At 63.9% G+C, this 13,690-nt stretch carries 11 protein-coding genes; 2 read left to right on the forward strand and 9 right to left on the reverse strand.

Features of this window, described 5'->3' with window-relative positions:
* The first annotated feature begins 88 nt into the window (after window positions 1–88).
* Together thrS and GRI69_RS11905 are read left to right on the forward strand one after the other, a co-directional pair.
* Complete coding sequence (gene thrS, locus GRI69_RS11900; protein ID WP_160728499.1) at window positions 89–2,104, forward strand: threonine--tRNA ligase; 2,016 nt, start codon at window positions 89–91, stop codon at window positions 2,102–2,104.
* Window positions 2,105–2,111: 7 nt separating this feature from the next.
* The gene (locus GRI69_RS11905; RefSeq protein ID WP_160728500.1) at window positions 2,112–2,858 is read left to right on the forward strand and encodes a TSUP family transporter; all 747 of its coding nucleotides are present in this window, start codon (window positions 2,112–2,114) and stop codon (window positions 2,856–2,858) included.
* Between the two features lie 29 nt (window positions 2,859–2,887).
* Here the strand turns inward: GRI69_RS11905 and GRI69_RS16290 are convergent, their stop codons facing one another.
* The 9 genes from GRI69_RS16290 to glnE all read right to left on the reverse strand — a co-directional run bounded on the left by GRI69_RS16290 (window position 2,888) and on the right by glnE (window position 13,656).
* The gene (locus GRI69_RS16290) at window positions 2,888–3,016 is read right to left on the reverse strand and encodes a hypothetical protein (protein WP_272916478.1); all 129 of its coding nucleotides are present in this window, start codon (window positions 3,014–3,016) and stop codon (window positions 2,888–2,890) included.
* A gap of 45 nt (window positions 3,017–3,061) precedes the next feature.
* A complete protein-coding gene (locus tag GRI69_RS11910; protein WP_160728501.1) occupies window positions 3,062–4,054 on the reverse strand; it encodes an agmatine deiminase family protein in 993 nt (330 codons plus the stop codon).
* Between the two features lie 87 nt (window positions 4,055–4,141).
* Entirely contained in the window at window positions 4,142–5,911 is a 1,770-nt protein-coding gene (locus GRI69_RS11915; protein ID WP_160728502.1) for a flotillin family protein, read from the reverse strand.
* A 12-nt stretch (window positions 5,912–5,923) separates the two neighbouring features.
* Window positions 5,924–6,559, reverse strand: coding sequence for a YqiJ family protein (locus GRI69_RS11920; protein ID WP_160728503.1), 636 nt, complete (start codon window positions 6,557–6,559; stop codon window positions 5,924–5,926).
* A 646-nt stretch (window positions 6,560–7,205) separates the two neighbouring features.
* Window positions 7,206–8,753, reverse strand: coding sequence for an acyl-CoA synthetase (locus GRI69_RS11925; RefSeq protein WP_160728504.1), 1,548 nt, complete (start codon window positions 8,751–8,753; stop codon window positions 7,206–7,208).
* Between the two features lie 152 nt (window positions 8,754–8,905).
* A complete protein-coding gene (locus tag GRI69_RS11930) occupies window positions 8,906–9,589 on the reverse strand; it encodes a M23 family metallopeptidase (RefSeq protein ID WP_237453087.1) in 684 nt (227 codons plus the stop codon).
* A gap of 142 nt (window positions 9,590–9,731) precedes the next feature.
* The gene (locus tag GRI69_RS11935) at window positions 9,732–10,520 is read right to left on the reverse strand and encodes a ferritin-like domain-containing protein (protein ID WP_160728506.1); all 789 of its coding nucleotides are present in this window, start codon (window positions 10,518–10,520) and stop codon (window positions 9,732–9,734) included.
* Window positions 10,517–10,987: a peroxiredoxin gene (locus tag GRI69_RS11940; RefSeq protein ID WP_160728507.1), complete on the reverse strand. Its 471-nt coding sequence runs from the start codon at window positions 10,985–10,987 to the stop codon at window positions 10,517–10,519. Before GRI69_RS11940 ends, GRI69_RS11935 begins: the two co-directional genes overlap by 4 nt.
* On the reverse strand, window positions 10,984–13,656 hold the full coding sequence (gene glnE, locus GRI69_RS11945) for a bifunctional [glutamate--ammonia ligase]-adenylyl-L-tyrosine phosphorylase/[glutamate--ammonia-ligase] adenylyltransferase (protein WP_160728508.1): 2,673 nt from the start codon (window positions 13,654–13,656) through the stop codon (window positions 10,984–10,986). Before glnE ends, GRI69_RS11940 begins: the two co-directional genes overlap by 4 nt.
* Window positions 13,657–13,690 lie beyond the last annotated feature (34 nt).

Here is a 13,690-nt window from a genome sequence, read left to right on the forward strand (position 1 = left end):
CGCCGCTTCAAGGCTGCGCCTAGCTGTGCCATGGGCCTCGTCAAGTCGAGACGGGACAGCAATCCGCGCCAACCAAACGGATGAGACGATGACGGAACTTCTGAAGATCAGCCTGCCCGACGGTTCGGTGCGCGAAATGGAACCGGGCAGCACGCCTGCCGATGTGGCCGCGGCGATCGGCCCCGGCCTAGCCAAGGCTGCAATTGCCGCGCGCGTCGACGGCGAATTGCGCGACATCAACCGTCCCTTCGAAGGCAATGCCGAACTGGCGCTGGTCACTTCACGCGACGAGGAAGACGCGCTCGAACTCGCCCGGCACGACTTCGCGCATGTCCTCGCCGAAGCGGTGCAGTCGCTCTGGCCGGGCACGCAGATCACATTCGGCCCGGCGACCGACGACGGCTTCTATTACGATGTGAAGGCGCCCGACACGCGCGAGCCGTTCTCGATGGACGACCTCCCCGCGATCGAGGAGGAGATGCGCCGCATTATCAAGGCCGACAAGCCGCTGCGCCGCGAAGTCTGGAGCCGCCAGCAGCTGATCGACAAGTGGGAAGCCGAGGGCGAGGTCTTCAAGGCCGAGTGGGCCCGGGAACTGCCCGAGAACGAGGAGCTGACCGTATATTGGAGCGGTGAGGACTGGCTCGACATGTGCCGCGGCCCGCATCTTGCCAGCACGGGCAAGCTCGATCCGCAGGCTTTCAAGCTGATGCGCGTGGCCGGCGCCTATTGGCGCGGTGACCAGAAGAATGCGCAGCTCACGCGTATCTACGGCACCGGCTGGCTCAACAAGAAGCAGCTAAACGCGCACCTCACGCGTCTGGAAGAAGCGACCAAGCGCGATCACCGTAAGCTGGGCCGCGAAATGGATCTGTTCCACCTTCAGGAAGAGGCGCACGGATCGGTCTTCTGGCATCCCAACGGCTATCGCATCTGGCGCGAACTCGAAGCCTATATGCGCCGCAAGATGGACGGTGGCGGCTACCGCGAAATCAAGACGCCGCAACTGATGGACGTGCGCCAGTGGGAACAGTCGGGCCACTGGGGCAAATACGCCGAGAACATGTTTGCGGTGCCCGATATGGTGCCGGAAGTGGACGATAGCGGGGCAGGTTCGCACCCCAGCGTCGCGCCCGATTCCGACTGGATGGCGATCAAGCCGATGAACTGCCCGGCCCACGTGCTGGTCTTCAAGCAAGGCATCACCTCCTATCGCGACCTGCCAATCCGCCTGGGCGAAATGGGCTGCTGCCATCGCAACGAGCCGCATGGCGCGCTCCACGGGCTGATGCGCGTGCGCCAGTTCACCCAGGACGATGCGCATATCTTCTGTACCGAAAAGCAGGTCGTCGAAGAAGTCCGCGCCTTCTGCAAGCTGGCGGACGAGGTCTATTCGGACTTCGGCTTCACCTACGAAATCAAGCTGGCGCTGCGCCCCGAAAAGCGGCTCGGCACCGACGCGGACTGGGACCGCGCCGAACAGGAACTGCGCGATGCGGTCGAGGAAGCCGGCATGGCCAATGCGGATTACGGTTGGGAAGAACTGCCCGGCGAAGGCGCCTTCTATGCCCCCAAGCTCGAATGGCACCTTACCGATGCGATCGGCCGCACCTGGCAGGTCGGCACGATCCAGGGCGACCGGGTTCTGCCCGAACGTCTCGATGCGACCTATGTCGGCGAAGATGGCGAGAAACATCGCCCGGTAATGCTGCACCGCGCGATCTTCGGCAGTTACGAACGCTTCATCGGCATTCTGATCGAACATTTTGCCGGGCGGCTTCCCTTATGGCTCGCGCCGACGCAGGCGGTGGTCGCCACCATCGTCTCGGACGCGGACGATTACGCGAAGGAAGCGGTCGCCAAGCTGGAAGCTGCGGGTATCCGCGTGTCCAGCGATCTTCGAAACGAGAAGATCAACTACAAGGTGCGCGAGCACAGCCACGCGAAGGTCCCGCATCTGCTGGTGGTGGGAATGCGCGAAGCCGAGGAAGGCACCGTCGCGGTCCGCACGCTGGGGCAGCAGCACCAGAAAGTGATGCCGCTCGACGAAGCGATCGCCATGCTGCGTACCGAGGCGACACCGCCGGACCTGCGCGAAGGCTGATACGCCGGTGGAATTGTTCGCCGGTTATGGCACGGCGGCGGTAATCGCCGCGCTGCTGGCCGCTTTCGGTTCCGCCTTCGTGCGCGGACTGACGGGGTTCGGCATGGCGATCCTGCTCGTGCCGATCCTCGCGCTGGCGCTCGCGCCGGTGGACGCGGTGCTGCTGGCGAACTTCCTCTCCGTGTTCATCGGCCTGACCGAGCTCCGGCGGCTGCTGCGGGGTGCGGAACGTTCGGCATGGATCATCATCACGCTGGTCGCCGTGACCACACCCCTCGGCCTCTATGCACTCACCGTCACAAGCCCCGATATCGCGCGGCTGGTCATCGCCGTCATCGCTCTCTCCGCCTTCCTCGCCATTCTGCTTCCGCGCCGCGGAGGCCTAGACCACCATCCCGCAACCACCACGGGTGTCGGGGTGCTGAGCGGCCTGATGACCGGTTATGCCGGAATGCCGGGACCGCCCGTCGTGCCCTATTACGTGGGGCGCGACATCCCGCGCGAGGTGGCCAAGGCTTCGATGATGCTGATCTTCACCTGCGCATCGAGCGTGGGATTGGCGGGCGGCGCGGCGATCGGCGTTCTCGACTGGTCTCTGGTCCCGCTGGCTGCGCTGCTGTTTCCCGCCGTGCTGCTGGGCAACCGCTTGGGCGACAAGGCATCGGGCCGGATCGAGGACCGGACCTGGCGAATCAGCGTGGGTGTGGTGCTTGGCGGAGCGGCAGTGGGCGCGCTGTGGAAGGCGTTCGGCTAGCGTGCGAACTTTTCCCGCGCGAGTCCTAATCAGAAGGGGAGCGCGGGTCCGGCCAGGATCAGCGCAAGCCCGCACCCGCTCACGATGGCGGCGCGCGCCGCATCGCCCAGCGGAAATGCCGGGACATGAAAGCGTACGAGAGCGATAGCCTTTGCCATGCGGGCATTCTCCGCCCAATTTGCTAACGAAGGGTTAACTGTGCCTCACGCCCGGGGCATTTGCTGGCTGGCGCAGTGGAAACCGCCGCCGCCTGCAAGCACCGCATCGCCGCGCAATCCGATGGTGGCCCGGTCGGGGAACAGCTCGGCAATGGCCGCCACGCCTTCCTCGTCATGCGGGCTGCCGAAGGTCGGCACCACCACGAGGTGGCTGGTAATGGCGAAATTGGCATAGCTCGCGGGTTCGATCCGGTCGCCGCTCGTTACGAGGCCGGGCGAAGGGATTTCCTTTACCGTCACCCCCGCCGCCTGTGCCCGGGCCCTGGCATCGGCATAGATTCCGGCGTTGGGATCGTCCTTGCCGGTGGCTCGCGGCAGCGCCAGCGTATTGGGTCCGACGAACCGCGCCAGATTGTCCACGTGCCCGTCGGTATGATCGTTTATCAATCCATCGCCGAGCCACAGCACGCGGGTGAAGCCCAAGTCCTGCTTCAGACGGTCCTCTATCTCGGTGCGGGAGAGCTGCGGATTGCGATTGGGATTGAGCAGGCATTGCTCGGTCGTCGCGACGAGGCCGGTGCCGTCGCCATCGATCGCGCCGCCCTCGAGAATCCAGTCCGAGACTTCCAGCGGCAGGCCGGCGTCCTCGGCCAGTTCCGCGCCGACAGTCTGATCTCCGTCCATCAGATACTTGCCGCCCCAGCCGTTGAAACCGAAACGCCGTGCGACCCTGTGGCCCCTGCCGTCGATCAGCACCAGGGGGCCGGTATCGCGCAGCCAGACGTCCCCGTAGGTCCGGCGCTCAAACTTCACCCCACCGCTCACGAGATCGCGTGCGCGCTGTTCGTTCGCCGCATCGCGGACCAGAAGGCGCACCTCCTGCCCGCTTTCGGCCACGGAATTGGCGAAAGCGGCAATCTGCTCCTGCGCCTGCGGAAGCACCTCTGGCCATTCCTCGGCGTCGTGCGGGAAGCCGATCCACAGCCAGTCCTGCGGGGCCCATTCGGGGGGCATGGTCCATCGGGGCGTATCGCTCATGCGCGGCGGTTAGAACCTGCGGAGCGGTTCGCGCAACGAAAAAGGGGACGCCGAAGCGCCCCCTTTCCTTCTGCCGTTTTATTCAATTCAGGCGTCGGCGGCCTTGGCCCCGTCCTTCGACTTTCCGTTCGAAGGCAGAGCAGCCTGTTTCGCCTTCGGTTCCTGCTTCGGCTCTTCGGCGCCGCCAGAATTGGCGGCTAGCCCGGCGGTCTGTTCCGCCGGCCCCTTGACCAGGCTGTTGAGGCTCGAGCCGTCGAGGCCCAGTTCCTTCATCAGCCCGTCCAGCACGGGTGCCTGCGCGCGATAGGCGAGCGCCGCGCTGACCGCATCGGTCGCGAGGTTGCCCGATCCGCCGCCCGCGGCGGCCGCGCCATTGCCGGCTCCCCCGCCCGTGCGGTGGCCGCCGCCATTGGTAAGGCCGTCGATCTGCACGATCTTGATGCTCTCGATCGCTTCCATCGGCTTGGCGCTTTCGCGTACGAGCTCGGGCAGGACCTTGAGGAGCGCCATCTTGGTCTGCAGGCTGATCTGGTCGGAGGACAGGATGTTCGCCGCCTCGTTGATCGCCTTCTGACCGGCCGCCTCGACCTCGAAACGGACGCGCGCAGCTTCGGCCCGCAGCTTCTCGGCTTCGGCCTCGCCCGATGCCTCTAGCCGTGCGGCTTCGGCGCGGTTGGATGCAGCATCCTTTTCGGCTTCGGCATCGACGCGGATCTTGATTGCATCGCGTTCCGCCTGCTTCGAGGCTTCGATCAATTCGATCTTCTTCTGCCTTTCGGCGATTTCGCTCTCGCGGCTGGTCGCAACCTGTTCTTCGGCCGCAACCGCCTTGGCGCGGGCCGCGTCGGCTTCGGACTTGGCCTGGCTTTCCTCACGGCTCTTGTTCTGGACCGCGATCTGCTGTTCCTGCCGGGCGATTTCGAGCGCGCGCTGCTGGTCGATCCGTGCCTCTTCCACGAGACGGTCGGCCTCGATCTGCTGCGCATCGACCTGCTTCTTGGCTTCGATCCGCGCGGCATCGGATTCGCGCGTGCGTTCTGCCTGTTCGCGCGCGATTTCCGCCGATTGGGCGGCACGCCGCACTTCGACCTCTCGCTCCTGCTCCAGCCTTGCATATTCCTGGTCGCGGCTGATCTCGAACGAACGCTGGTTCGCCTCGAGGTTCTTGGTTTCCATCTGCACGCGGGTGTCCTGCTCGATGTCGTTGCGCAGTTTCTTGCGCGCCTCGATCTGCTCGGTCAGCTTGGTCAGACCCTCGGCATCGAAGGCGTTGTTGGCGTTGAAATGCTCGATGCTGGTCTGGTCTAGACCTGTGAGCGAGACCGATTCCAGCTCCAGCCCGTTCATCGCAAGGTCGTTGGACGACACCTGCTGCACCTTCTGGACGAAGTCGGCGCGCTGTTCGTGCAACTCGTTCATCGTCATGCCCGCAGCCACACTGCGCAGGGCGTCGACGAACTTGCCCTCGACCAGATCCTTCAGCATTTCGGGCTGCATCGTGCGCTGACCCAGCGTCTGCGCGGCCATGGCGATGGCTTCGGCATCGGGCTTCACGCGGACGTAGAATTCGGCTTTCACGTCGATCCGCAGGCGGTCGAGCGTGATCAGCGCCTCGCCGTCGCGGCGGACGACCGAGAGGACCAGCGTGTTCATGTTAACCGGCATGGTTTCATGAAAGACGGGCAGCACCAGCGCGCCGCCGTTCATGATCACCTTTTCGCCGCCGAAGCCGGTCCGGACGAAGGCGGTTTCCTTCGACGCCCGGCGATACATCTTCAGCAGGAAGGTCAGGATTATGATGCCGAGCAGCGTTCCGCCGCCGACCATGACCAGTGATGTTCCGAATAGACTTTCCATTATTCCCCCTCGTTAGTTCCCTGTGGGCGACAGGCGGCGCTCGGCCAGCGCAGTCGCGTAAAAACGATTGCCATCGCGGCGAACGAGCAGGACCTCGTCGCCCGCGTGCAGTTCGGATGCCTCTTCATGCGGTTCGACCATGACGTGATGGGTCTGGCCATGCACATCCTTCACCCGGGCTCGCGCCGGAGACATGGCGCGTGCCACGCCCACAGTGATTGTCGCACGGCGGCCAAGAAGGCTTTCGGTGTTTACCGCGGTGGTATGGCCCTTGGGCAGCAGCGCGCCCAGCGGCCGGGCGAACACGCCCGTCACCGGTATCGCTGCTCCCGCTGCGATCAGCGCGGCGAGCCAGCCGTAAAGCGCCGAACCGGTGAGGCTTTGCGCAAGCTCCTGAACCGACAGGCCGATACCTGCGAACAGGAACAGGAATACCGCGAGCCAGATCGTGAGCGGAAGGCGCCCGATACCGAGCAGCGTCAGCAGCCCATCGAGCATGCCGGCGTCCGGCAAACCATCGCTATCGGCATCGAGGTCCACATCAGCATCGCCAAAGTCGGCAACGCCGACCAGCTGGACGACCGCGAGGACCAGCATGATGACGAGCGCGGCCGCAAACGGCATGTTATGCGGCTCGAGCAATGTCATGATTTCCCCACTTTGTGCGCAGGAGCGCCCCGCCTCCGACAAGCGCCGGAAGCCTATCGTCCTACTGTTGTATTCATGTCATTCACCTAGCAGAAATCTGCGACGAACCGTAGGAATATGCGACGAACCGAGTTCGATTATTCTGCTCCTTGAGAGTTTTACTTGCCGAACCGGATTTCGACTTCGCGCGGCAGGCCCTGGAGCGCGCGGTGCCTCCTTTGACGGCGGTGTTTCGACTGGAGTTTGCCCGTTGCAGCGAAGTCGCGGAGCAAGTGGCGAGATTTCCTACATGCGTGCAGCCTGCCACAGTGCGGCGGCTCTTTCAGACCGTCGATCACCCGCATCAGCGTGCGCGCTCCGGCATGGCGCAAGCCGACAACAGCTCTCGCAAGCCGACAGGCCGCCGGCGCAAGCTGACAGGCCGGCAGCCAAAGGTGACGCCTTTCCTGCCCAAGCCGACGGGCATTTTCCGCAAGCGGACGCTTTTTGCATAAGCCGACAGTGTTTTGGCCCTGGACAGTGTAACACCCGGTCCATGTCTCAGGCTTCGCAGCGCGAGGCCGCACGCCGACCGCCTCGAATCAGGCGGGGAAGCAGAAGGTGGCTAGGCGCGGCGTCCAGGTTTCGGGCGCGCGCTCGGTCGCTTTCACGCCCGCTCCGTTTCGACCTCCGCCTTCGCCAGGAATTCGTCGCGCAGTTCGCGCTTGTAGAGCTTGCCGTTCGCCTCCCGCGGTAATTGGGCGCGGAAGTCGAACAGTTTGGGCATCTTGATCTTGGCCAGCCTGGGGGCAAGGAAATCGCGCAGCTCCGCTTCCAGATCGGCACCCGCTTCGGCCATATCCTTGGGCTGGACCACCGCGACCACCTTTTCGCCGAAATCAGGACAGGGCGCGCCGATCACGGCGGCATCCATCACCTTGTCGTGCGTGACCAGCAGGTTCTCGATCTCCTGCGGATAGATGTTCACCCCGCCAGAGATGATCATGTGGCTCTTGCGGTCGGTGAGGTAGAGATAGCCATCCTCATCGACATGGCCGATATCGCCCAGCGTCATCCAGCCTTCCGGATGCATGGCCTCGGCGGTCTTTGCCGGATCGTTGTGATAGCTCGGGATCTGGTCGTTCTCGAAGAACAGCAGCCCGTCCTGACCGGCGGGGAGTTCCTCGCCGTCGGGCCCACAGACATGGAGCTTTCCGTGGATGGCCTTGCCGACGCTGCCGGGGTGCTGCAGCCAGTCCTCCGCCTTGATCAGCGTCATCCCGATGCCTTCGGATCCGGCATAATATTCATTGATGATCGGACCCCACCATTCGATCATCTCGCGCTTGATCGGCACCGGGCAAGGCGCCGCGGCGTGAAGGGCGCGCTGGTGGCTGGACAGATCGTAACCTTCGCGCTCTTCCGGTTCCAGCTTGAGCATGCGGACGAAATGCGTCGGCACCCACTGGCTGTCGGTCACCTTGTATTTCTGGATCGTGTCGAGGGCGTGCTGGGGCTCGAACTTCTCCATCACCACGACTGTGCCCCCGAGGCGATGTGCGGTTGTGCACCAGCCCAGCGGGGCCGCGTGATAGAGCGGGGCGGGCGACAGATAGACCATGCTTCCGTCGGCTGGCATTCCCGCGCCCATGATCGCCAAGCCTACCAGCGGGTTGACCGCCTCGATATCGTCACTGTCCGGCGGTGCAGGGCGCACACCCTTTGGCGATCCGGTCGTCCCGGAAGAATAGAGCATGTACTGGCCTGGTGCCTGGTCCGGGATCGGATCTGCAATCTGTCGGTTCAGCGCGGCCTCGTAATCTTCCGCGCCTTCGCCGCCGACGATCAGCAGGTCGATGTCGCCACATTCCTTCCGGAGTGCCTGCAGGACGTCGTCGAACTTCCGGCTGGTGACGAGCAGTTTCACACCGGCGTCTTTAAGGATGTAGCATATCTCGGGAGCGGTGAGGCGGGTCGAGACCGGCACCATCATCGTGCCTGCGCGCTGCGATCCCCAGACCAGCGGCAGGTAATGGATGGTGTTCTCCATCAGCACACCGAAGTGGTCGCCCCGGCTAAGACCCTTGGAGCGCAGCAATTGCGCAAAGCGATTGGCATAGGCATCCATCTCGCCATAGCTCATCGTCTCGCCGCTCCCGGCCATGATGATGGCGGGGTGGTCGGGGCGTGATCTGGCATGCGATATTGGATGCATCGGGGGTCCTCTCTCCTCCGGCGGTCCGCTTGAACGGGACTCGTCCGGTTGCAGGAAGAAACCTAACCGACCAGCGCGTGCGGGCAAGAAAAAAGGCGGCCGGGTCTCCCCGCCGCCCTTTTCCGCAGTCCCGAAGGGCTTGATGCCCGGGATTATTCTTCGTCGTTACCGCCCTGTCCGCCCTCGGCCATCGCCAGCGCAAAGGCCTGCTGCGCGTCCGATTCGACCATGTAGGGAACCGGGTTCACGGCCTGGCCGTCGATGCGGACTTCGTAATGAAGGTGCGGACCGGTCGAACGGCCGGTCGAACCGACGTAGCCGATAACGTCACCCTTACGAACGCGAGTTCCGGCACCAACTGCGATGCGCGACATATGGGCATAGCGTGTCTGGATGCGGGCGCCATGTTCGATCGAAACGTAATTGCCGTAGCTGGAGAATGGCTCGGCCTTGGAGACATAACCGTCCGCCGTTGCATAGATCGGCGTGCCGGTGGTGGCTGCAAGGTCGACACCCTTATGGCCCATGCGGCGCTTGAGCACCGGGTGGGTGCGGGTGCCGTAATCGCTGGTCATGCGTGCATCGTGCAGCGGCATGCGTGAGGGAACCGAAACCTGGGGACGAATTGCCGCCACTGGCTGGCTGGGGTTTTCCCAGCGGGCGAAAAGTTCGGTGAACTGCTCATCACCGTCTTCCGATCCCTGCGCCGTAACCTTCGACATGTCGATGGCGCCCACTGCGGCAGCGGCATTGGTATCCGCCTGTGCCGGAGTGGCAGCAATCGAAAGACCTGCTGCAGCCATAGTGAAAGCCAGCGTTGTGCGCTTGGTGATCATGCTAAACCCGTCCATCCGGCACGGTTTCCCGCGCCTTTTTGTCCCGGATCGAAAGAGGCGTCCCGGCCTTTATCGATCTCTTTTCAACTCCGCCGGAACCCCCCGGCATCTCGTGAGTTTGGGTTTTGCTGGAAAAGGTTAATCAGGCAATACCTGCGTAGAAGTCCCGCGATAAACCGGCTGCCGAACGCGCTGAGTCGTTGAATGGTGGCTTCAGACCCCCCGAAAAATGTCTTTTGACCAGATTTCGCCATGATCTTGGCGGGTTCTCCCCGCGCGCTGCGCAAATTTCCCGGAAATGCTTGGCACCGAGAGCAACATGACGAATTTCATCGTCAAGGATTCGCTGCAGAACTTTAGCCCCGTTTTCATCACCTTGCGCGCGAACACGTGACAGCATGGCTGGAGTGACATCCAGCCCCCGAGCCTCCAGGACCATCGGAACGATCGCCAGCCGCGCGGCAACGTCGTGAGCGGTGTCCTGCGCCGCACTCCACAACCCGTCGTGCGCAGGCAACGCCCCATAGGAAGACCCGAGCGAATCGAGCTTTCGCTCGAGAATCGCGAAGTGCATCGCTTCGTCCGCGGCGACCGAAAGGAAATCCGAAACAAAGGCTTGGCCCATCGATTCGCCGAATCGCCCTGCCATATCGAGCGCGAGGTCGATTGCGACGAATTCGATATGGGCGAGCGAATGCCACAGTGCGATGCGGCCCTGTTCCGAACCGCCCCGTCCGCGCCTTGGCATGTCGCGCGGCAAGCGCAGTTCGACCTGTGCGGGCCATGCGGGCCGATCCGGCATGGCGCAGTCGAAGGCGAAATCCAGCCGGCCTAGCCGCCAGTCACGCGCCACCTTGCGGGCAGCGAAGACCTTCGCGGTCTTGTCGCCGGTCAGCAAGGCATCGCGGATGGCGCAGGACACCGAGATCATGCGGAGCGTGCTGCTTCCAATACCTCCTTGGCATGGCCCTTTACGCGGACCTTGGGCCAGATGCGAAGGATCTTGCCCTGTTCGTCCAGCAGGTAGGTCGAACGGATCATGCCCATATAGGTGCGTCCGTAATTCTTCTTCTCGCCCCATACACCAAGCTGGTCGGAGAGCCCGCCTTCCTCTGCGTCGGTGGAGAGATCTACCGTGAGATCATGCTTGGCGATGAAGTTCTGGTGCTTCTTCGCGGAATCCTTGCTCACGCCCAGCAGAGCGGTACCGGACTTCTCGAATTCGGGCTTGAGTTCGGTGAAGTCTTTCGCCTCCATCGTGCAGCCCGGGGTGTTGTCTTTCGGATAGAAGAAGACGACCGCTTTCCTGCCCGCGAAGTCACCCTTGGTTATCGTTCCTCCATTGGGTGTTTCCATCTCGAAGTCGGGAAAGGCGTCGCCCTCTGCATAAGTCGTCATTGGTCCAGCTCCAGTGTCTCGTCGAAAATCGATTTCCATGTATCTGCAACTTGCTGCCGCGCCTCGCCGAAATTGCGGACGAGATCGGCAAGATCCTTCGCCTCGCACAGCCGCGCAAGGATGCTTCCGGGCGCCTCGCCGGGGATGGAAAGGGCCGGGGCAAGCAGGCGGGTACCCACCAGCAGCCGCGTCATCAAGCGATGCGGGCCGGCGAGCCCCTCCAATTCCGGAAACTTCGTAATGGCGTCTTCCAGATGCGGGGTAAGCCCCTGCCGGTCGCGCAGTTGGAGGAAGTGCACGAGGAACTCGAGGTCGACCAGTCCCCCGCGCAGAAGCTTGGCATCCAGCGGGCCTTTCGCAGGCTTGTGCGCCGCCATCTCTGCGCGCATCTTGAGCAGGTCGGCGCGCAATGAATGCTGATCCCGCGCGCGGCAGAGTACGTCTTGCAGAATGGCTTGCACCCTGCCCTTGGCCGTATCGCTCCCGGTCAGAACCCGGGCGCGGGTGAGCGCCATATGCTCCCACGTCCAGGCGTCTTGCTGCTGGTACCGCTCGAAGCTTTCGAGGCTTACGGCCAGTGGCCCCTGCGCGCCTTGCGGTCGAAGCCGGGTGTCCACCTCGTATAGCGCCCCTTCCGCGGTCGGGACGGAAAGCGCGGCGCTGACCCGCTGGGCCAGGCGGTTGAAATAGAGTGTCGCACCCAGCGGCCTCTCGCCATCGCTCTCCGCTTCGTGGCTGCCAGTGAACAGATAGATGATGTCGAGATCGGATTCGTGGGTCAGCGCCCCGCCTCCGAGGCGGCCCAGGCCGAGCACCAGCAATTCGGATCCTTCGATCCTGCCGTGTTTGCGAGCGAACTCCGCTCCTGCCGCTTCCTGCGCGGTCTCGAGCGCAGCTTCCGCCACCCGCGACAGCGCCGCCGCGATATCGAGCGGATCGTGTGCGGCTTCGATCAACTGAACGCCCAGTGCGAAGCGGGTTTCGCCGGTCACTATGCGGATGCGGTCGAGCCGGTCCTCGTAAGTGTCTCCGCGTTCGCCCCTGCGCATGGCGGCTGCCAGGTCTTCGCGAGAGCCGGGCAGATCGAGTGCGCTCCGATCGATCAGCGTATCCACCAGTTCGGGACGGCGCGCGATGGCATCGGCCAGTGGCGGAGCAAGGGTCAGGCAGTCGGCCAGTAATTGCATGAGGCCAGGTCGGGCTTCGAGCAGCCGAAAGAGGTTGATCGCGCTCCTCAGTCTATTGAGGAGACTTTCCCACCGCGCAACCGCACGCTCCGGGTCTTCGGAAGCGGCAAGCGAGGAGAGGAGGGTCGGGCGGATCGCTTCGAAGGCAGACAAGGCGGCGGTACTTCTCAGCGGCGGATACCGACCGTCGGTCCAGCCGAGGACACGCTCCTCCAGCGCATGGTCGAGCTTCGCATTGGCGTCGCCGGCAGCAAGGTGGGGACTGTCAGCAGGAACCGAAATCCTGTCCTCTGCCAGCAGCGCGTCGTATCGCTCGGCAACCGGTCCGGTAAGGCTGGCGATATGTTGGAGCCACGCGGAACCACCGGAAAATCCGTCCAGCCGGGCGGCATTGTCCAATGCCTCGCCCGCAGGCAGAGCGTGGGTCTGCTGGTCGGCCACCATCTGCAACCTGTGTTCGATCAGCCGGAGACCGTCGTAGCTTTCGCCCAAGGCGCGCGCGTCGTCTGCTCCGATGCGGCCGGTGGCGGCCAGCGCATCGAGCGCGGCCCGGGTGTGCTTGCGGCGGATCGAGGGGTCGCGCCCGCCGTGAATCAGCTGGTGTGTCTGGGCGAAGAACTCGATTTCGCGAATGCCGCCGCGACCAAGCTTGACGTTGTATCCGGGTGCGGGCTCGCTTGGGCCCGACTGCTTGTCGCGGATCCGGTGGGTGAGTCGGCGCACTTCGTCGATGGCCCCGAAATCGAGGCTCCGCCGCCAGATGAAGGGCCGAATGTGATCGAGAAAGGCTTCGCCTGCCGCGACATCGCCTGCACAGGCGCGCGCGCGAATGAAGGCGGCACGTTCCCAGGCAAGCGCCGAACTTTCGTAATGCATGATCGCGGCGTCGAGCGGGATGGCCAGCGGGCTGACTTCCGAAGCCGGACGCAGGCGCAGATCGACGCGGAAGACATATCCCTCGCTGGTGACTTCCGACAGCATTCGCACCACATCGCGCACATAGCGCTGTGCCGCTTCGCCCGGCTCGTCGCGTTCGCGGCGTGGAAGGGTGGCGGGATCGTACAGCAGAATGGGGTCTATATCGGACGAGTAATTCAGTTCGCCCGCGCCATGCTTGCCGAGAGCAAGGCCGATCATGCCTTGGGGCTCGGCATCTTCGACCCGCCGGGCGATAGCTGCCCCGATCGCCCGGTGAAGAGCGCGATCGGCGAAGAGCGACAGTTCCCGCATCACCTTTTCCAGCGAGAATTCCCCGGCGAGATCGCCGATCGCCAGCACCAGGGCCAGCGCGCGTTTCTCCCGGCGCAGGGCAAGCCCGGTGTCATCGATACCCTCGCCTGCAGACTTGGCCAGGGCGAGCGCCGCATCTGCGTCACCCTGATCAAGCAATTCTGCAAGGTCGGGACGCCGTTCCAGTCCGCGCGACAGGAAAGGGGCGTGGTTTCGCGCGCGATCCAGTGCATGGTTCCAGTCGGCAGGCATCGCATCCGCTCTGCCGAAGCACGTCGCACGGCGC

Source organism: Qipengyuania vulgaris (assembly GCF_009827325.1).
Taxonomy (GTDB): Bacteria; Pseudomonadota; Alphaproteobacteria; order Sphingomonadales; family Sphingomonadaceae; genus Qipengyuania; species Qipengyuania vulgaris.